Origin of the sequence: Rubrobacter taiwanensis (genome assembly GCF_004337705.1) — a bacterium.
In the GTDB taxonomy this organism is placed as follows: domain Bacteria; phylum Actinomycetota; class Rubrobacteria; order Rubrobacterales; family Rubrobacteraceae; genus Rubrobacter_C; species Rubrobacter_C taiwanensis.
On sequence record NZ_SKBU01000015.1, the window covers coordinates 60,029 to 78,841 of the forward strand.

Here is an 18,813-nt window from a genome sequence, read left to right on the forward strand (position 1 = left end):
TCCGCGCCGGAGGCGGCCTACTCGGTTATCTCGACTTCGGTTACCGTGCGGCCCTTGTAGCTGCCGCACTCCCGGCAGACGCGGTGCGGCAGGGTGGGAGCACCGCAGGTCGGGCACGGGACCAGACCCGGCGTCCCCAGCGCGTGGTGGGCCCGGCGCTTGTTGCGGCGGGCACGCGAAGTCTTCCTCTTGGGTACTGCCATCCTGCTACCTCCGTGTATTCTTCTCTCTTTAGAAACCGGCGGCGATGTCCCGGAGACCGCGCCACCGCGGGTCTATCTCATCCTCGTCCCGGTCCCTGCCCACAGGTTCGGTGCCGGGAGCGAAGACCTGCATGGGGATCTCGGTCGGCAGGATCCTCTCGGCGTACTCCTGAAGATCCAGCTCCCAGTCCCGGATGTACAGCTCGGGATCGTTCGGCCGCGAGACGTACTCCGAGTCGCCGAACCGGGCCTCGAAGACGGTCGGCTCCAGCGTGCGGTCGCAGAGCGTCCTTATCTCGCAGAGTACCGTGAGATCCAGATATACCCCCTGCGCCAGCCGGGTCACCGAGACCTCGGCCGTAGCACTCCTCACCTCGTGATGGCGCCCGTAGAGATCGAAGTCCCCGATCTCCAGCTCGACGCGCTCCTCCTGAGGCTCGCCGAGCGCAGCCTCGGGCCGCCGGAGTTGAATCATATGCCGCATGCCGGATCAGCCCTCCGGAAAACCGCTAAAACCAGAAACACTACTCTTCCTGAACCCCCTGCAGCTTGGAGCGCCCCCGCTGCACGGCCTCCAGAAGCCGGGTGAGGTTCTCCTCCAGGTTGGCGAGCACCTCGTCGGCGTAATCCTCAGCTCCGAGCCGGATCTCCCGCTCCCGCCGCCGGGTCTCCTCCAGGATCTCCTGACTGCGCCGCTCGGCCCGCTTGAGCACCTCCTCCTCGGAGGTGATCTTCTCCGCCTCCTCCTGAGCCATGCGGATGATGCGGTCGCTCTCGCTGCGGGCCTCGTCCAGCATCGCCTGACGCTCCTTGACTATCCACCGAGCCTGCTTCAACTCCTCGGGGATCGTCTGACGCATCTGGTCGATGATCTCGAAGGCGGCGTCACGGTCTATCATGGCCGTGTTGCCGAAGCCGGGGAAGCTGCGGGACTCCTCCACCAGCTCCTCGAGCCTGTCAATCAACACCAGTACGTCCATCCGCAAGCCACCTCTTGTCTCCATTAGCACCTATTTACCCGCTCCCGAGTATATTTCACGCACGGTGTCCAGTATCTCATCCGGCACCAGCCCCTTTATATCACCGCCGTAGCTCGCCACCTCCCGCACGACGCTGGAGGACAGGAAGCTGTGCTCCGACGAGGCCATGATGAAGATGGTTTCGAGCTCCGGATAGAGTTTCCTGTTTACCTGAGCCTGCACGAACTCGGACTCGAAGTCGGAGACGGCGCGCAGACCCTTGACTATCACGCGAGCCCCGTGCTCACGTGCAAAGTCTACCAGAAGCCCGTCCATGACTTCCACAGAGACGTTCTCAAGCCCCTTGGTGGCGCGCTCTATCATGCGGGCGCGCTCCTCCTTGGAGACCGGCTGCCGCTTCTGGATGTTGCCCCCGACGGCCACGACCACGTGCCCGAAGATGCTCGCCGCCCGCCGGATGATCTCCAGATGGCCGCTGGTGAGGGGGTCGAAGCTCCCGGGACATATGGCAACGTCGGTGTTCAAGTCGGACCCGTCATAGATGGTTACCGTGGTCCCCCCGTAGCGATAGCTCTCTCCTGCACCGGATCCCGCATCGTGCCGGGACGCCCCGCTCTCCAGCACCACCCGACCCGCAGGGTGCAGGAAGCCCGGCATACGCCCCAGAAGACGCTCCAGCTCCGTCCGCGAGATTCTATACGGAGGATCTAAAAATATCAAATGAAATTGCTGGTTTCGCGGCAGGCGGTCCAGCACGCGGCCGACGTCCCCCCGGATAACCTCGGCCCTCTCCTCGAACCCGCACCGCCGCAGGTTCTCCCGGATGGTCCGCACCGCCGCCCCGCTGCGGTCCACGAACACGGCCCGCTCGCAGCCGCGGGAGAGGGCCTCTATCCCGAGAGCGCCCGTACCGGCGAAGAGGTCCAGCACCTCTCCGCCCGCGAAGAACTGCCCCAGCCGGTTGAAGAGGCTCTCCCGCACCCGGTCGGAGGTCGGCCGCACGCCGCGCGGCACGGGGGCGAGCCGGGTACCGCGGGCCGTGCCGGAGATTATCCTCACGCCGCTATTCCCGGAAGAGCCACTCTATGTCCGCCCCCAGCAGTTCCTCCACCTCCCGCTTGAGTGGGCCGTGAGCCGGGTCCCGGAGGTAGGGGTCATTCGCGACGAGAGCGAACGCCTCCTTGCGGGCTTCGACCAGGACCTCAACGTCGCGCAGGAGCTTGGCGACCTTGAGGTCCGGCATCCCGCTCTGGCGGCTCCCGAAGAGCGTCCCCTCGCCCCGGATCGCGAGGTCTGCCTCCGAGAGGCGGAAGCCGTCCTGATAACGGATCATCGCATCGAGCCGGGCACGGGAGTCCTCCGTCTGCGGATCGCCAACGAGGAAGCAGCGCGGCGGGTGCTCTCCGCGGCAGACTCGTCCGCGGAGCTGGTGCAGCTGCGAGAGGCCGAACCGCTCGGCGCCCTCGATCACGATTATGCTGGCATTGGGCACGTCCACGCCGACCTCCACGACTACGGTAGCGACGAGCACCTCAATCCCGCCTCCCCGGAAGGCGGCCATCACCTCCCGCTTCTCCGCAGCGCTCATGCGTCCGTGCAGGAGCCCGACGCGCCGATGCGGGAAGACCTTCTCCGAGAGCTCGCCGTAGAGCTCCTCGGCCGCCCGCACCTCCTCCAGTGCCTCCGACTCCTCGACGAGGGGGCAGATCACGTACGCCTGCCGCCCCTCATCCAGCTCCTCTTCGACGGCCGCGTACGCCTCCATCCGCCGGGCGGACTCCACGTGCACCGTCTCGACCGGCTTGCGGCCGGGCGGCAGCTCGTCTATCACCGAGACCTCCAGATCCCCGTAGAGCGTGAGCGAGAGGGTGCGCGGGATCGGGGTGGCGGTCATGATGAGGGTGTCCGGGCTGATGCCCTTCTCCTTGAACACCGCCCTCTGGGAGACACCGAACCGGTGCTGCTCGTCCACGACCACGAGCGAGAGGTCCCGGAACCTGACATGCCGCTGTATGAGCGCGTGGGTCCCGATGATGAGGTGCGCTTGCCCGTTCTCTATCGCGTTCAGGCAGACCCGGCGCTCGGCGGCGGTCTGCGAGCCGGTGAGCAGCACTACCTCCACCGGCAGCTCCTCGAGGGCGTTTGAGACGGAGAGGTAGTGCTGCTCGGCCAGCACCTCGGTCGGAGCCATTATCGCGCCCTGCCGGCCGGCCTCGATGGCCGTCAGGAGCGCGCAGATGGCGACCGCCGTCTTGCCGCTCCCCACATCCCCCTGCACCAGCCGGCGCATCGGGCGCTCCGAGCTCATGTCGGCCAGCACCTCCTCCACCACCCGCTCCTGCGCCCCGGTGAGCGCGAACGGCAGCCCGTTCAGGTAGCGGTTCACCAGGCTGCCGTCGCCGCGGTTGCTGCGGCCCGGTTCCGACCGCTCCAGATGCATCTTGCGGGCGGCGAGCCCGATCTGCACCAGAAACAGCTCGTGGAAGACGAGCCGCCGCATGGCTCGCTGCAGCCGGTCCCTGCTCTCCGGGAAGTGGACCTCTCGGATGGCATCATGCAGGTTGGGTAGCCGCCGGCTCTCCAGCACCGAGACCGGCAGCGGGTCCGGAATGTAGCCTGCGGCGTCCAGGGCGCGGTGGATCAGGGCCCGCAAGCGCCGGGGCGTGATACCCCGCCCGGCGGGATAGATCGGGACGAACTTCCCGGTGTGGGCCCCGTCACCGAACGAGCCCGGATCGTCCACGATCTCGAGCGTTCTGGCCGCAATCTGAATCCCGTACCGGCGCTGAACCTCGCCGGAGACGACCACCCAGGTCTCCGGCACGAGCTGTCCCCGCAGCCACTCCCGCCCCCAGACGACCGCCGGAATGTATCCGCTACCGTCGTAGAGCTGAACCTTGAAGCCGGGCGTCCGGCCCCGCACCGGGCGGCCCACGCCCCGGACGCTCACCACGCGGCCCACGACCGTCGCCCGCTCCCCGAGCCGCAGGCGGGAGATCCGCTTCACGTTCGAGAGGTCCTCGTGGCGGGAGGGATAGTGCGAGATAAGGTCCGCCAGCGACTCTATACCCAGCCTCTCCAGCGCCGCGGCGATCCCGGGTCCGCAGCCCGGAAGCTCCGTGACCGGCCGGGCCCGCAGCTCAGGGAGGGTCGTCAGGGTGTCGGGCGGGCTCGCAATCCTAGATGAAGGCCATGCCATACGCGCCCGGACCGACGTGCGACCCGATTACCCCGCCGACCTCCGCCACGAAGACCAGATTCTCTCCGGCGGCCTCCCGGAGCCGGGCGAGCTCGTCCGGCGCGGCGATGTCGGCGAGGGCTACCTTGCGCCCCTGCTCCACCGCCGAGCGCAGCTCATCCAGCATGGCGGACAGCTGCCGCCGCCGGCCCCGGGCCCGTTTGTGGGGCGTTATGACACCGTCCTCCAGCTTCAGCACCGGCCGGATGTTGAGCGTCGTCCCGAGCAGGCGCTGCGCCCGGCCTATGCGGCCATTCTTCTCCAGATACTCCAGCGTGCTCACGGCGAAGTAGACCTGCGCCCTCTCTATGGCCCGCTCCGCCGCCTGTTTTACCTCGGGGAACTCCGCCCCCGCGTCTATGGCCCTGAGCGCCTCCAGCAGGATGAGCCCCGAACCTATCTCGGCGCTCCGGGTGTCGATCACCTCCACGGGCCGGTCCACCATGCCCGCCGCAGCGGTGGCGGAGTTGTACGTCCCGCTCAGCTCACCGGAGATCGTGAGCACCAGGATGTCGTCGTAGGCGCTGAGCGCCTCATACGCCTCCGCGAACGCTCCGGCCGAGGGCTGGGAGGTGCGAGGCATGACCGGGGACTCCCGGAGCTTACGGTAGAACTCCTCCAGCGTCATGTCCACCTTGTCCCGGTAGGCCTCGTCGCCGAAGTGGAAGATGAGCGGGACCACCCTCACGTCGGGGCGCTCCGCGGCCTCCGGCGGCAGGCTGGTCGTCGAATCGGTGACTATCGCGACGGTCATTACTCGGCCACCATCTGCAACGGATAGAGCGGCTGGTCGCCGTCCTTGAGCTCGACCTCCACACCGGGGTCCAGCTCCCGAATCCTCTCCGCTATGCGCCGGGCGGCCTCCGGTGCCAGATCTTCGCCCCGGAGCAGCGTTAGGATGTCCGCCCCGTCCTGGATGAGCCGCTCCGCCAGCTCGATGGCGGAGAGCTCCAAACTCTCGCTAACCACCTCGAGCTCCCCGTCCAGCAACCCAATATACGCCCCCTCCGGCACGGACCTGCCGTTCACGCGCGCCTCTCGCACGGAGCGCGTGACCTCTGCCGTACGCACGGTCTGCGCTATCTCTCGCATCTCCTCCACCACCATCTCGGGATCTCCTTCCGCATCGAACCCAACCGTGGTCGCCAGCCCGGCCGCTATGCTCTTGGTGTCAATAACGTGCACCCGGAGGTCCACCAGCTTCTCCACCTGGTTCGCGGTCGGGATGATGTTCTTGTTGTTGGGCAGCAGGACGACCTCCTTCGCCCTCGTCCGCCGGACGGCTTCGGCGAGGTCAGAGGCACTCGGATTGGCCCCCTGGCCGCCCTCGACCACGATGGCCCCCATGCTCTCGAAGAGCCGGCGGCTCCCCGCACCGCGGCTCGTGGCCACCACACCGAGCTCCCGCCGCTCCAGCGCGGCGGCCCGCTCGCGGGTCTGGGCCTCCATGTCGTCTACCTTCACCCCGGAGAGCCGTCCGAAGCGTCCGGCGTAGGAGATCGCCTCGCCCGGATCCTGGGTGTGCAGGTGCACCTTTACCAGGTCGTCGTCGGCGACGACCAGAACGCTCTTCCCGATCTCGTGTATGCGGTCCCGGAAGGCGTCGGGATCTCCACTGAAGCCGGTGACGATGAACTCCGTGCAGTATCCCCACGCCTCTTCTTCGTGCCCGGGCAGAGCCTCCGGCTCCGCCGCTCCCCCCTCCGCCGGCCGCAGCTCGGCCTCTTCACCGGTAAGGTAAGCGTGGAGGCCGTCCAACAGCACCGCGACCCCGAGCCCGCCGGCATCCACCACCCCGGCCTCCCGCAGCACGTCCAGCAGCTCCGGCGTGCGCTCCACCGAGGCGTGAGCCTCCCGCGCCGCCGCCTCCACAACGGTCGCGAGATCCGCTCCGTCACCGGCGGCGCTTCCGGCAGCCTCCGCCGCGTCCCGGATCACGGTCAGCATCGTACCCTCGACCGGCTGCCGGATGGCCGAGTAAGCCCGCTCCCGGGCCCGCTCCAGAGCCGCGGCGAACGTCGCGGCGTCCAGCTCACTGGCCTCCCCCAGCACGTCGCAGGCCCCGCGGATGATCTGGGAGAGGATGACACCCGAATTCCCGCGCGCGCCCATGAGCGCCGCCCTCGAGACCTCCTTCGCCGCTCGCGCCCCGCTCTCGTACTCCTTGCCGGAGACCTCGTCCAGGACGGACCGGAGCGTCAGCAGCATGTTCGTGCCCGTGTCTCCGTCCGGGACGGGGTACACGTTCAGGGCATTGATGCGGTCCACCCGGGACTTCAACGCTCCGTAGGCCGCAGCGGCCACCGGCTCTACCTTGATCGCCATCAGTCGTGCGCCCTCACGCCCTGAACATGGATGTCCACCCGGTCCACGACGTACCCGGTCATGGACTCGACCGCATACGCGACGCGCGAACGCAGGTTCCGACACACCTCCCTGATGTTCAGCCCGCGCTCGATCACGACGTATAGCTCCACCGAGACACGGCCGTCCTCGACCGCCACGTACACCCCCCGGCTCTTCGCCTGCGAGGAGAGCGCCCGCCCAAGACGTCCCTCAGAGAACTTCTGGGCCACCCTCCCCTTGCCCATCGCTACGATGCCGTAGGCGTTCAGCGCGGCGAGCCCGACTATGGTCTCGACGCAGCCGGGATCCAGCGTGACCTCGCCCGGAACCCCGGCCTCACGCACCGGAACGGAACCCATCTCCCTCTTACCCACGCCGATCCTCTCTCACCCTGTATGCGCAGCCCTCCGTCTGGTACAATCTTTCCTCGCTTGCGCTGAAAAACGGGAGATTCCGACCGTTATCCTAGCATAAAGAGGAGAGGATATGGCCAAGGTTTGCTACTCGTGCGGCAAGGGTCCCGGCTTCGGCAACGCCCGCAGTCACTCGCTTCGGGCCACCCGCCGCCGCTGGAACCCGAACCTGCAGCGGGTAAGGATTCAGGAGGGCTCGTCCACCCGGCGGGTCTACGTGTGCACCTCGTGCCTGAAGGCGTTCAAGGTACAGAAGGCCGCGTTGAAGCAGCGCCCGGAGCCTGCCGGGCTCTAGCCCCCGACCTTCTCCAGCACCCCGATCATCTCGATGGCGGCCACGGCCGCCTCGAAGCCCTTGTTGCCGGCCTTCGTACCGGCGCGCTCTATGGCCTGCTCGATGGTTTCGGTGGTGATGACCCCGAAGATCACGGGCCTCCCGGTCTCCATCATGGCGCGGGTGATACCGCTCGCCGCCCCGCCGGCCACGTAGTCGAAGTGGGCCGTCGCGCCGCGGATGACCGCTCCGAGGCAGATCACGGCGTCGTAGCGGCCCGAGGCGGCCATCCTCTCGGCGACGAGCGGTATCTCGTAGGAGCCCGGAACCCACGCCACGTCCACGCGGGAGAGGTCCCCGCCGTGGCGGCGGATAGCGTTCAGGGCCCCCTCCAGCAGCTCTTTCACGATGAAGTCGTTGAACCGGGAGGCCACGATGCCGAAGCTCCGACCGGCGGCGGTGAGGTCTCCTTCGATGTAGTTCGGCCCGCCGCTCATGCCCTAGAGCTGCCCCTCGAAGATGTGATTCAGCTTCTCGCGCTTGGTCCTCAGGTAGCGCCGGTTCTCGCTGTTGGGCTTTGTCTCCAGCGGCACGCGCTCGGAGATCTCGATCCCGAACCCCTTGAGCCCCACGAGCTTCGTCAGGTTGTTGGTCATTATCCGGACGCGCCGCAGGCCCAGATCCTGCAGGATCTGGGCCCCTACCCCGTACTGCCGGGGGTCCGGCGGGAAGCCCAGCTCCTCGTTGGCCTCCACGGTATCCAGTCCCCGATCCTGCAGGTGGTAGGCCCGGATCTTGTTGAGCAGCCCGATGCCGCGCCCCTCCTGCTGCATGTAGACGATGACGCCCTCTCCCTCCCGCCGGATGAGCTCGACGGCCGCTTCCAGCTGCTCGCCGCAGTCGCAGCGCAGGGAGTGCAGCGCATCCCCGGTCAGGCAGGAGGAGTGAAGGCGCACCAGCACGTCCTCCTTGCCCTCCGGCTCGCCCATGATCAGGGCCAGGTGGGTCAGTCCGTCGGCGTCGCTCTCGTAGGCCCGCAGACGGAACTCGCCGTGGCGGGTCGGCAGGCGGGTCTCCACCGCGCAGCGCACGTGCTGCTCATACTTGCGCCGGTACTCGATGATCTGGGCCACCGTCACCATCTTGACGCCATGCCGCCGGGAGAACCTCTCCAGATCGGGGACGCGGGCCATGGTCCCGTCATCGTTCATGATCTCGCAGATGACCCCGGCCGGCCTGAGCCCGGCCAGCCGCGCCAGGTCCACGGCCGCCTCGGTCTGGCCGGGCCGTCCTAGAACCCCGGCGGGATTGGCCCTCAAGGGGAAGACGTGTCCCGGAGTCATGATGTCGTCCGGGCCGCTATTCGGATCGACGGCCACCCGGATGGTGTGCGCCCGGTCGGCGGCGGAGATTCCGGTCGTCACGCCGTCTATGGCCTCGATGGACGCGGTGAACGCCGTCCCCATGTAGGGGTGGTTGTGCTGGGGCATCTCGGGGATGCCCAACCGGTCGACCATCTCCGGCGCCATGGGCAGGCAGATGAGCCCCTTGCCGTAGGTGGCCATGAAGTTTATGTCTTCCGGAGTGACCAGCTCGGCGGCCATGGTCAGGTCGCCCTCGTTCTCGCGATCCTCATCATCGCACACGATGACCATGCGCCCCATTCTGATCTCTTCCAGGATCTCCTCAACGGGACTAAACGGCATCTTCCACACTCCTTCTTCCCGGGAGCCGGGGCTCCAGCAACCGCTCTACATATTTACCGATGACGTCTGCCTCCAGATTCACCGGATCTCCGACCTCGAGCTCGCCGAGGTTGGTGGCCTGCTCAGTCTGCGGCAGGATCGAGACCGTGAACGTCACTTCGTTTACGGAGACCACAGTGAGAGAGATTCCCTCCACGCAGATGCTGCCTTTCTCGACCGTGTAGCGCAGCACGCTCTCCGGGGCGGAGAATTCCCAGATGCCGGCCTCCCCCTCCGGGCTCACCCGCACCACCTCTCCCACGCCGTCCACGTGTCCCTGCACGATGTGCCCGCCGAACCGGCTCTGCGGGGTCATGGCCCGCTCCAGGTTCACGGCCCGGCCCACCTCCAGCCTCTTCAGGGCCGTACGGCGCAGCGTCTCGGGCATGGCGTAGAAGGTCAGATTCCTGCCCTCTCTCCGGTTCACTGTCAGGCACACTCCACTGACGCAGATGCTATCGCCGACCTTAGCGTCTTCGAATACCACCTCGGAGCGTACGACCAGCCGGGCCAGCCGTTCGTCCCGGTCGAGCTCCACGATCCGGCCGGCCTCCTCAACTATCCCCGTGAACATCTCCCTCCCGCGGATAGAGCGTCAACATGACATCCTCCCCGATGGTCTGCACGGAGTGCAGGCGGAACCCCGGAGCCTCGGCCACGCTCATGAGCCCGAGCCCGCCGATCATGGGCACCCCCTCGGCTCCCAGCAGCCTGGGCGCGTAGAAGAGCGTAATCTTGTCCACCAGACCCGCCCCCAGAAAGCGGGCGGCGGTCCGCCCGCCGCCCTCGACAAGCAGTCCCCGGCACCCCCGGTCCCAGAGCTCCAGCAGCACGGACCTCAGATCCAGCGCTCCCCCCTTCTCCGCGACGGGAACCACCCGAACCCCGGCTCGCTCCAGCGCCACCCTCCGGCCGGGGTCTGCCTCCGGCCGGCTGAAGACGACGACCGGCGACTCGCCGGCCGTGCGCGCGAGCCGGCTCTCCGGACTGGTGGTGAGGGCGGGGTCGAGCACGGCGCGCAGCACGGGCGGCGCTCCGGGGATGCCACGCGGGCCCAGATGCGGATCGTCGGCCCGCACGGTGCCCGCCCCCACGAGCACGGCACCGGCAGCGGCCCGCATTCCGTGCACCCGCCGGCGGGCCGGCCAGCCGGTGAGCCACTCCCTGTTGCCGGCCTGCGAGGCGATCCTGCCGTCCAGCGACGCCGCCAGCTTGAGGTGTACGAAGGGCCTCCGGGTACGCATCGCCCCGAAGAACTGCTCGTTCTGGCGGGCGAACTCGGGCGCGTTCAAGACCTCGACCTCTACCCCGGCCTCCCGCAGCAGCTCCACGCTCCTGCCCCGCATCTGGGGGTTCGGATCCACGTGCCCCACGACCACCCGGCGCACGCCGGAGCGCAGGATCAGCTCAGTGCAGGAGGCTCCGGGGGTGAGGCGGTGGCGGTTGCAGGGCTCGAGCGTGACGTACAACGTCGCGCCGCGGGCCGCCGTGCCCGCGGCCTTGAGCGCCATGGCCTCCGCATGGTCTTCGCCGGGGCGGACGTGCCAGCCCTCGCCCAGGATCCTACCGTCTCCGACCACGACGGCTCCGACCAAGGGATTGGGGGCCGCCGTGTAACGCCCGCGCGCGGCCAGATCCCGCGCGCGGGCCATGAAGGCGTCGAGTGTCAGCGCAGTCCATCCTTTCTCCCATCCGGACTCTCACCGTCGGCGCCGGAATACGGCCTGAGGCCTTCACCGGCTCGGCCCCCGGTCGTAAAGCTCCGCCGGGGGTTCGCGGGCTCTCCCTCCGGGCCCTGCCCGGCTGGATCACCGCCGGTGCGGGAATTCCACCCGCCCCCGAAAGTTGCGCCGCTAAGTTACCATACGAACCCGGGTTCAGCAAGAGAGTGCGGGCCGCGCCTTCCGAGTTCGGGGGCCGCCTATCCCCGGTGTGCGGCCCGACCGGCCTCCAGTATCCGGCGCATCTCCCCGGCGGGGTCGCCGGTCTTGTAGACGGCGGAGCCGGCGATCAGGACCTGCGCCCCGGCCTCCACCATGAGCGGGGCGGTCTCGGCCGTGATGCCGCCATCCACCTGCACCGGCAGCCCGTAGAGCTCGCGCACCCGCCGCACCTTCTCGACCATCTCCTCTATGAACTTCTGGCCGCCGAAGCCGGGGTCCACGCTCATTACCAGCACGTAGTCCAAATACGGAACGGCCCACTCGATGGCCTCCGGCGGCGTGGTCGGGTTGAGCGCCACTCCGGCCTCCACGCCACCGCCCTTTATCATCTTGAGGGTGCGGTGCAGGTGCGTGACGGCCTCCGGCTGCACGGAGATGCTCGCCACACCGGCCTCGACGAACATGGGGATCAGATTGTCCGGATTTTCGACCATGAGGTGAGCGTCCACGGGGATGTCTATCGCCGCCACCAGCGACCGGGCCACCACGGGCCCGACGGTCAGATTGGGCACGAAGTGATTGTCCATGGCGTCGAAGTGCACGACCTCGGCCCCGCCCGCCTGAGCGCGCCTCACCTCGTCCGCCAGGTGGGCGAAGTCGGCCGCAAGGATCGAAGGTCCGCCGACCACCCTGCCGTTCAGCTCAGAGAAGAACCCCATGATGCCACCTCTCCTTCGCGATCCGAAAGACCGCAGGGTATTATACGGGATCGGGTGTGACCGGCGATGCGGAGATCCGGGAGGCGGTGTGCCTCCCGGATCTCCGCTCCTCCGGCTTACTACGGGTTGAACGAGACGTGGACGTGGTCGTAGTGCGCCCCGTCACCCCAGTAGACCCAGGTGTAGGCCGGACCGTTGTAGTTCTGGAAGGTCGAGTAGAACTTGTCACAGAACATGATGTAGCTGATGCCGAACGAGTCGGCGTTGGCGGCCAGGTAGTTGGCGATATCCCAGCCCAGCTGCGAGCAGTGGCCGCCGGTCATGAAGTCCAGGGCCAGACCCTTGCCGTGATCCCCGGGATCGCCGGGCCTGTAGCCGCCGATCTGCGAGTCGCTCAGACCGAACCTGTCGCGCACCAGATAGCCGACCTGCGCCACGTGCGGCCGCACACCCCAGGGGTTGCCGCTTACGTCGCCGCTCGGCGCGGGCCGGGCCTCCTGCTGCGCGGGTTGGCCGGTTGTGTTGCCCCCAGTCTGGGGTGTTCCGCCGCCGGCGTTGCCGCTCTGAGATTCCGCAGCGGTGTCGCCCGTCTCCACCACGCCCGGGCCGGCGGCCGCCGCCACCTGCACCGGCTCCGGTTCGGGTTGGGCGGACGCAGCGTTCTGCACCGCCTCGGGCTCCGGCTCGTCATACTGCGGCTGCTGGGCCGCCGCGACCTGCGGCCCGGGCTCCGGCTCCTCTGCTTCGGCGGCCGCCCGCCGGGCGAGCTCGGCCTCTATGGCGTCGAGCGCCGCCTGCCGCCGCGCCTCGTCGGCGGCGGACCGCTCCGCTCCGGCGTCCGGCACCTGGACCTGGAGACCGGTCTGGCTCTCGAAGCCGGCGGTCTCGGAGCTCCGCGCGGCGTTCCGTACCACCTGCTGCCAGGCCGCGAAGGCGGCCTCCCGGGCCTCCCGGACCTGACGCTCGCGCTCGGCCCGGATCGCATCCCGCAGCTCGGCGTTCAGGGAGGCGAGGTACGCCTGGGCCTCCTCTTCGGCCTGCTGCGCGCGCAGCTGCTGGTCTGCGGCGGTCCGGACGGTCGCGACATGCTGCACCCGTTGAGATTCGAGCTCGGATTTTCGCTGTGCCAGCTCCTCTTTCGCGGTGAGCAGCTCCTGCACCCGCATCCGGTCCCGGTTCAGGATCTGCAGCATCAGCTCCACCCGCCGGGCGAACTCGGAGAAGCTCTCTGCGCCCACCAGAACGTCTATGAAGGCCACGTTCCCGCTCACGTAGACGCGGGACACCCGCTCGCTGAAGGATCTCTGGGCTGCGGCGTAGCGCTCCTCCGCAGCGGCGAGCCTCTCAGCGGTCTCTTCTATCTGTCCGTCAAGCTCCTCCAGCCGCACGAGCGCGCTGTTGTAGTTCTCGTAAGCAACGCTGGACTCGACCTGAAGCTGCAAGAGCCGCTCCTGAGCGGCCCGTACCTCTGTCTGCTTGGTCTGGACGTTCTCCCGGGCTCCCGCACTCGCGGCGAGAGCCAAGATCAGGGCGACCGCGAGCACCGCAGCAAGGTTGTATCTTCGGACCATCGCGTCCGTACCCCCTCTGTTTCAACGACCAAGCCGTCAATCTCCAAGGGGATACCGAGACGGATCCCCCCTCCACGTGCTGGGAATTGTAACTATTCCGTAACCCCGGCGCAATACTTCGCCTCCCTGCCCAGTAGAGACCTCTCTTCACCAAGCGCCACTGCCCCACCGGCCTGAGGACGAGCGCGGACAACCACAACCTCTCGCCTCTCTAAGAGAGCTCTAAGACAAACCTTCCACCGCACTTCAAGGAGCGATATAAATTACTGCTTAATGGAGCAGATCCTCTCCTTGATCGGCCAGTACGGCTATCTGGCCGTCTTCTTCGGGGTGATGCTGGAGAGCATGGGCGTGCCCCTCCCGGGAGAAACGATACTCATCGCCGCCGGCGTCATGGTCCAGCGAGGACACCTCGACCTCGGAGATGCGATCTTCTTCGGCACCCTGGGCGCGGTGGCGGGAGACCAGATCGGCTACTGGATCGGCCGCAAGGGAGGCCGGCCCTTCGTTCTGCGCTGGGGCCGACACGTCTTCTTCACCCCGGAGCGCCTGGGCCGCACCGAGACGTTCTTCGCCCGGCACGGAGGCAAGGCTGTGTTTCTGGCGCGTTTCGTAGCGGGATTGAGGGTCTTCGGGGCCCTGGTGGCGGGCATAAGCCGTATGCCCTGGAGAGGCTTCCTCTTCTACAACGCCCTGGGCGGTGCAGCCTGGGCCACGGCAGCGATAGCGGCCGGGTACCTGCTGGGGAGCAGCCTGTCATTGCTGGAACGGTGGACGGGACTGACCACAGAGCTGCTGCTGCTCCTCCTGCTCGCGATAGTGGCCGCCTCCTACCTTGCCTGGCACCGGGCCGCCTCCCGGTGGAAGCGGCCGTAGCCTCAGTTATCCCGGGGTCCCGGGCGACTACAAGGTTTCTCTACTCGATCAGCTCGAAGATCTGGAACATCGGCAGATACATGGCGATAATAATGCCGCCGACGATGCCGCCGACCACCACGATCATGAGCGGCTCTATTATCGAGGTGAGCGCCTTGACGCTGGCCTCCACCTCGGACTCGTAGAACTCCGCTATCTTGGCCAGCATCCCGTCCAGGTCCCCGGTCTCCTCGCCGACGGCGATCATGCGTGTCACCATCGGTGGGAAGACCGGCTCCTCCTCGAGCGGCTTGTAGATCGGGAGCCCCTCCTGAATCGCCTCCCGGCTCTTGAGCAGCGCCCGCTCGACCACCCAGTTGCCCGAGGAGGTTGCAGTCACCTCTATGGCCTGCAGGATCGGCACCCCGGCCGCGCTCAGGGTGCCCAGGGTGCGGGCGAAGCGGGCGAGCGCGACCTTCCGGATGATGTCCCCGATCCGGACCGGCAGCCGGAGCATCACCGGGTCCACCGTCCTGCGCCCTTTCTCGGTCTTCCTCCACCGCAGGAAGAGATAGACGCCGAACCCCATGCCGGCGTAGATCAGGAACCCGAACACGCTCGTCAGCAGATCGGAGAGGCCCATCGCGATCCTGGTGGGCAGCGGCAGGGTGCCGCCGAGATCCTCGAACATCCGGGCGAAGATCGGGACGATGAAGATGAGCATGAACGACGCGGCCAGCACGGCGAGGACGAGCACTACCGTGGGGTAGGCCATCGCGCTCTTGACCTTCCGCCGGAGCTCCTGGTCCTTCTCGAGCTGAGAGGCGATGCGCAGGAGAACGCCGTCCAGGATGCCGCCGGCCTCCCCGGCCCGTACCATCTCCACGTAGAGCCGCGAGAAGACCTCCGGATGCTTCGCCAGAGCATCGGAGAGGGCGACCCCCTCCTCTATGTCCTTGCGCACGGCGATGATCACGTTCCTCAGCTTCTCGTTCTCCGTCTGCTCGGAGAGGATATAGAGGGAGCGCACGATAGGCAGCCCGGCGTTTATCATGGTGGCGAACTGCCGGGTGAAGACGACCGTGTCCTGGAGCTTGATCCTCCTGAACGGTTCCAGGACGTCCCGTTGTCCGAGTCCCTGCTCGCTGATATCTATGACGAGCAGCCCGCGCCGCCGGAGCGCGGCGACGGCGGCCGTGGCGTCCTCGGCCTCCAGGGTGGACTTGAGGACCGTACCCTGCCGGTCGCGCGCCTTGTAGGTGAAGGTCGCCAACCGCTACCTCCCGGCAGCCGCATATCCGCCGGCGAGCCGGCGCAGCTCGTCGGGATTGCCGGAGCGCTTCTCAGCCTCCTCGCGGGAGATGAGCCCGCGCCGCAGGAGCTTCACCAGCGCGGCGTCCATCGTCTGCATACCGAAGTTGGCTCCCGTCTGCATGGCGGAGTATATCTGGTGGTTCTTGCCCTCCCGGATCAGGTTCCTCACGCCCGGGGTAGGTACGAGAACCTCACAGGCCACGACCCTCCCCCGCCCGTCGCGGCGCGGGAGGAGCGTCTGGGTTACGATGCCCTGCAGCGCATTGGCGAGCTGAGCCCGGACCTGATGCTGCTGGTGGGGCGGGAAGACGTCTATGACGCGGTCCACGGTCTGCGGCGCGTCCTGGGTGTGCAGGGTGCCGAAGACCAGATGCCCGGTCTCGGCCGCGGTCACGGCCAGAGAGATGGTCTCCAGATCGCGCATCTCGCCGACCAGGATCACGTCCGGGTCCTGCCGCAGGACGTGCTTGAGGGCCTGCGCGAAGCTCTTGGTGTCCTGGTTCACCTCCCGCTGGTTGACGATGCACCGCTTGTGGGAGTGCAGGAACTCTATCGGGTCCTCCACGCTCATTATGTGGCCGCTGCGGGTCTCGTTGATACGGTCTATCATGGCGGCAAGCGTTGTGGACTTGCCACTCCCGGTCGGTCCGGTCACCAGTACCAGCCCGCGCGGCCTCTCCGTCATCTCCTCGACGGCCGCGGGCAGCCCGAGCTCGCTGAGACTCCGCACCTCGTTCGGTATGATACGGAACGCCGCACCCAGAGATCCCCGCTGGAAGTAGACGTTGACCCTAAAGCGGGCGATCCAGGGCAGCGAGTACGCGAAGTCCAGCTCCCAGTCGTTCTCCAGGCGCCGGCGCTGCTCGTTGGAGAGGATGTCGTAGATGAGATCCCGGGCGACCGCTGACGTCAGCGGAGGGTCGCCGAGGGCCCTGATCTCGCCGTCGACCCGCACCATCGGAGGTACGCCGACCGTCACGTGCAGATCGCTGGCTCCGAGCGCGAGTGCGTCGAAAAGGTAGTCGTTCAGTCCACGCTCTGCTGTCATGCTCTCTCCCGTCTGGTAGATCCGGGCACAGGATCAAAAAAGGACGCTCGTCTTCGCCCCCGCGCCGCCGGCATCCAGTATGCTGCCCGCCCGGGAGAGCGCCCATATGCCACCCGGGCATTTCCCCTCTGCCGGCCGGACACTTCCATCCGCAGGCCGTACACCTGCCGGCCACGCGCTGGCATACTCTGATCGATACGGCGCGCGTCGCGCCGCGAGCGGGTCAACCGTCGGCGAGAAGGGACGCAGTATGAGCGGACTGCTAGAAGAGCTTCTGGACGAGCTGGTGGAGGCGGGCGCAAGCGACCTGCACCTGAAGGCGGGGTCCCGCCCGGCGATGCGCGTGCGGGGGCTGCTGACCCGTCTCGAAGACCGGCCGGAGCTGCGCCCCGCGGACACCGAGGATATCCTGAGACAGATCCTCCCCGAAGAGCTCGCCGACGAGTTCGATCGGGAGGGAGAGGCGGACTTCGCTCACGCCCGGCCGGGCGTGGGCAGGTTCCGGGTGAACGCCTTCAAGCAGCGGGGGGCGGTATCCATAGTGATGCGGTTCATACCGTGGGAGGTCCCCAGGTTCGAAGACCTCGGCCTGCCGGAAGCGGTACGCAATCTGGCCTTCGAGGAGCGGGGGATCGTCCTGATCACCGGCACCACCGGGAGCGGCAAGTCCACAACGCTTGCCGCCATGATAGACCTGATCAACCGCTCGCGCTCCAGGCACATCGTAACCATCGAAGACCCGATAGAGTTCCTGCACCGGGACGAGCGGAGCATAATCAACCAGCGGGAGGTCGGAGCGGACACCGTCTCGTTCGCCCGCGCTCTCCGGCGCGTGCTACGCCAGGACCCGGACGTGATCTTGATCGGGGAGATTCGGGACGCCGAGAGCGCCCAGATCGCCCTCTCAGCGGCCGAGACCGGACATCTGGTCCTCTCTACCCTGCACACGGTGGACGCCACCGAGACCGTAAACCGGATGATAGACCTCTTCCCGCCGCACGCCCGGGCGCAGGTGCGAACCATGCTCGCGGGCACGCTCAAGGGCATCGTCGGACAGCGGCTGGTCCGTACTAAAGATGGCGGGCGCGTCGCGGCCTGCGAGGTCATGATAACGACCGGCCGCATCCGGGACTTCATCATGGACCCCGTCCAGACGGCCGAGATCCAGCAAGCGATCGCCGAGGGCGAATACTACGGCATGCAGACCTTCGATCAGGCACTGCTGAAGCTCGTAGAGGCCGATCTTGTAGAGTACGAGGAGGCCCTGAGGGCCGCGAGCGCTCCCCAGAATTTCCGGCTGCTGGTCCAGGCTCTGGGCCGGAGCGTGCCCCGGCAATGAGCGCCTCGGGAAAATGTGGCCGTCTGGCATATGGACGCCGCCTCCCCCCTGCATCATGATGACCCCGGAAGCCGAAGCGAGGAGCCGGAGATCGTTGCCACACCAGCGACAATCGCCATTCTGGGAGGAGACTCCGTTGTGCTGCGTGCTCTGGAGGCGCTGTTGCAGGGCTCCGGATACGAGATCCGGCTCATAGCCGAGCCGTTCGCGGACGCTCCGGGAGAGCCGCTGGCGGGGGTGCAGCTCCTGCTGCTGGCCCCCGGAACCTCGGACGAATCCCGGCAGCGGCTTCTGGACGGCGCGGCGGACGTGCCGGTCCTCACCCTCCGTCCCCCTCCCGGGAATGCTCCGGGCGGCCGGGAGCGCCACGTGCCGTGGCCTTGCCCCGTAGAGGAGCTGAGCGGTGAGATAGAGGCGGCGCTGTTGGCAGCTTCCCCGGCCGCCCGGGCCGGCGTCCTCAACCCCGGGGTTGGAAGATCCCGAGTTCCGTAGCGCGCACCGCCGCCTGCGTGCGGTCGGAGACGCCCAGCTTGGCTATGATGTTCTGCACGTGGATCTTGGCCGTTCCCCGGCTGATGCCGAGCTCCCGCGCGATCTGGGGGTTGGTGTACCCCCGCGCCAGAAGCCGCAGCACCTCCGCCTCGCGCGGCGTGATGCCCTCCGGCAGCGCGCATACCTCCCCGCGGGCTCCGTTCCCCCCCGGCCCCCTCTCGCTCGCCAGCCGCTTCAGAAGACGGGCGGCAAGCCCCTCATCCAGAGGCATCTCCCCGCAAAGCGTCCTCCTCACCACCTCAACTACCCGCCCCGCCGAAGCCTCCTTCAAAACATACCCCGAAGCCCCAGCCCTTATCGCCTCAAGCAGGTACTCCGCATCCTCGTGCATGG

General features: G+C 67.5%; 21 protein-coding genes. 4 read left to right on the forward strand and 17 right to left on the reverse strand.

What is annotated here, in order from left to right; translation table 11 throughout:
• Positions 1-17: 17 nt before the first annotated feature.
• From rpmF to E0L93_RS07985, 8 genes are read right to left on the reverse strand one after another with little or no spacing between them, the layout of a single operon-like run.
• Positions 18-203, reverse strand: coding sequence for a 50S ribosomal protein L32 (gene rpmF / locus E0L93_RS07950; RefSeq protein ID WP_132690717.1), 186 nt, complete (start codon positions 201-203; stop codon positions 18-20).
• Between the two features lie 28 nt (positions 204-231).
• A complete protein-coding gene (locus tag E0L93_RS07955; protein ID WP_132690719.1) occupies positions 232-687 on the reverse strand; it encodes a YceD family protein in 456 nt (151 codons plus the stop codon).
• A gap of 40 nt (positions 688-727) precedes the next feature.
• Positions 728-1,183, reverse strand: coding sequence for an ATPase (locus E0L93_RS07960; RefSeq protein ID WP_132690721.1), 456 nt, complete (start codon positions 1,181-1,183; stop codon positions 728-730).
• Positions 1,184-1,213: 30 nt separating this feature from the next.
• The gene (coaD, locus tag E0L93_RS15790; protein ID WP_207890379.1) at positions 1,214-2,242 is read right to left on the reverse strand and encodes a pantetheine-phosphate adenylyltransferase; all 1,029 of its coding nucleotides are present in this window, start codon (positions 2,240-2,242) and stop codon (positions 1,214-1,216) included.
• Positions 2,243-2,246: 4 nt separating this feature from the next.
• The gene (recG, locus tag E0L93_RS07970) at positions 2,247-4,382 is read right to left on the reverse strand and encodes an ATP-dependent DNA helicase RecG (RefSeq protein ID WP_132690723.1); all 2,136 of its coding nucleotides are present in this window, start codon (positions 4,380-4,382) and stop codon (positions 2,247-2,249) included.
• On the reverse strand, positions 4,363-5,175 hold the full coding sequence (locus E0L93_RS07975) for a DegV family protein (RefSeq protein ID WP_132690725.1): 813 nt from the start codon (positions 5,173-5,175) through the stop codon (positions 4,363-4,365). Before E0L93_RS07975 ends, recG begins: the two co-directional genes overlap by 20 nt.
• Entirely contained in the window at positions 5,175-6,746 is a 1,572-nt protein-coding gene (locus E0L93_RS07980; protein ID WP_132690727.1) for a DAK2 domain-containing protein, read from the reverse strand. Before E0L93_RS07980 ends, E0L93_RS07975 begins: the two co-directional genes overlap by 1 nt.
• A complete protein-coding gene (locus E0L93_RS07985; RefSeq protein ID WP_132690729.1) occupies positions 6,746-7,141 on the reverse strand; it encodes an Asp23/Gls24 family envelope stress response protein in 396 nt (131 codons plus the stop codon). Before E0L93_RS07985 ends, E0L93_RS07980 begins: the two co-directional genes overlap by 1 nt.
• 112 nt (positions 7,142-7,253) lie before the next feature.
• On the opposite strand from E0L93_RS07985, the gene rpmB reads away from it, so the two are divergent.
• On the forward strand, positions 7,254-7,475 hold the full coding sequence (gene rpmB / locus E0L93_RS07990; protein ID WP_132690731.1) for a 50S ribosomal protein L28: 222 nt from the start codon (positions 7,254-7,256) through the stop codon (positions 7,473-7,475).
• Here the strand turns inward: rpmB and ribH are convergent.
• From ribH to E0L93_RS08020, 6 genes are all read right to left on the reverse strand, one after another.
• Positions 7,472-7,951, reverse strand: a complete 480-nt coding sequence (ribH, locus tag E0L93_RS07995) for a 6,7-dimethyl-8-ribityllumazine synthase (RefSeq protein WP_132690733.1) — start codon at positions 7,949-7,951, stop codon at positions 7,472-7,474. The genes rpmB and ribH overlap by 4 nt on opposite strands.
• 3 nt (positions 7,952-7,954) lie before the next feature.
• Positions 7,955-9,160 carry a bifunctional 3,4-dihydroxy-2-butanone-4-phosphate synthase/GTP cyclohydrolase II gene (locus tag E0L93_RS08000; RefSeq protein ID WP_132690735.1) on the reverse strand — a complete coding sequence of 402 codons (1,206 nt, stop codon included), beginning with the start codon at positions 9,158-9,160 and terminating at the stop codon, positions 7,955-7,957.
• The gene (locus E0L93_RS08005; RefSeq protein ID WP_132690737.1) at positions 9,150-9,773 is read right to left on the reverse strand and encodes a riboflavin synthase; all 624 of its coding nucleotides are present in this window, start codon (positions 9,771-9,773) and stop codon (positions 9,150-9,152) included. Before E0L93_RS08005 ends, E0L93_RS08000 begins: the two co-directional genes overlap by 11 nt.
• A complete protein-coding gene (ribD, locus tag E0L93_RS08010) occupies positions 9,754-10,851 on the reverse strand; it encodes a bifunctional diaminohydroxyphosphoribosylaminopyrimidine deaminase/5-amino-6-(5-phosphoribosylamino)uracil reductase RibD (RefSeq protein ID WP_132690739.1) in 1,098 nt (365 codons plus the stop codon). The genes E0L93_RS08005 and ribD overlap by 20 nt, the downstream gene beginning before the upstream one ends.
• A 269-nt stretch (positions 10,852-11,120) precedes the next feature.
• A complete protein-coding gene (rpe, locus tag E0L93_RS08015; protein WP_132690741.1) occupies positions 11,121-11,801 on the reverse strand; it encodes a ribulose-phosphate 3-epimerase in 681 nt (226 codons plus the stop codon).
• A gap of 119 nt (positions 11,802-11,920) precedes the next feature.
• Complete coding sequence (locus E0L93_RS08020; RefSeq protein ID WP_132690743.1) at positions 11,921-13,372, reverse strand: coiled-coil domain-containing protein; 1,452 nt, start codon at positions 13,370-13,372, stop codon at positions 11,921-11,923.
• A 273-nt stretch (positions 13,373-13,645) separates the two neighbouring features.
• Here E0L93_RS08020 and E0L93_RS08025 point away from each other — a divergent pair, with 273 nt between their 5' ends.
• Positions 13,646-14,248 carry a DedA family protein gene (locus E0L93_RS08025; RefSeq protein WP_132690745.1) on the forward strand — a complete coding sequence of 201 codons (603 nt, stop codon included), beginning with the start codon at positions 13,646-13,648 and terminating at the stop codon, positions 14,246-14,248.
• A 40-nt stretch (positions 14,249-14,288) separates the two neighbouring features.
• Here E0L93_RS08025 and E0L93_RS08030 read toward each other — a convergent pair whose 3' ends face one another.
• A complete protein-coding gene (locus E0L93_RS08030) occupies positions 14,289-15,500 on the reverse strand; it encodes a type II secretion system F family protein (RefSeq protein WP_132690747.1) in 1,212 nt (403 codons plus the stop codon).
• A gap of 3 nt (positions 15,501-15,503) precedes the next feature.
• Positions 15,504-16,589 carry a type IV pilus twitching motility protein PilT gene (locus E0L93_RS08035; RefSeq protein WP_132690749.1) on the reverse strand — a complete coding sequence of 362 codons (1,086 nt, stop codon included), beginning with the start codon at positions 16,587-16,589 and terminating at the stop codon, positions 15,504-15,506.
• Positions 16,590-16,839: 250 nt separating this feature from the next.
• Between E0L93_RS08035 and E0L93_RS08040 the strand changes: the two genes are divergently transcribed.
• Both E0L93_RS08040 and E0L93_RS08045 read left to right on the forward strand, forming a co-directional pair.
• Positions 16,840-17,928, forward strand: a complete 1,089-nt coding sequence (locus E0L93_RS08040) for a type IV pilus twitching motility protein PilT (protein ID WP_132690751.1) — start codon at positions 16,840-16,842, stop codon at positions 17,926-17,928.
• A gap of 138 nt (positions 17,929-18,066) precedes the next feature.
• A complete protein-coding gene (locus E0L93_RS08045) occupies positions 18,067-18,420 on the forward strand; it encodes a hypothetical protein (protein ID WP_132690753.1) in 354 nt (117 codons plus the stop codon).
• Here the strand turns inward: E0L93_RS08045 and E0L93_RS08050 are convergent.
• Positions 18,386-18,813, reverse strand: a 428-nt coding sequence (locus E0L93_RS08050) for a LuxR C-terminal-related transcriptional regulator (protein ID WP_132691326.1), incomplete at its 5' end; no start/stop codon positions are given. The two genes, E0L93_RS08045 and E0L93_RS08050, sit on opposite strands and share 35 nt — an antisense overlap.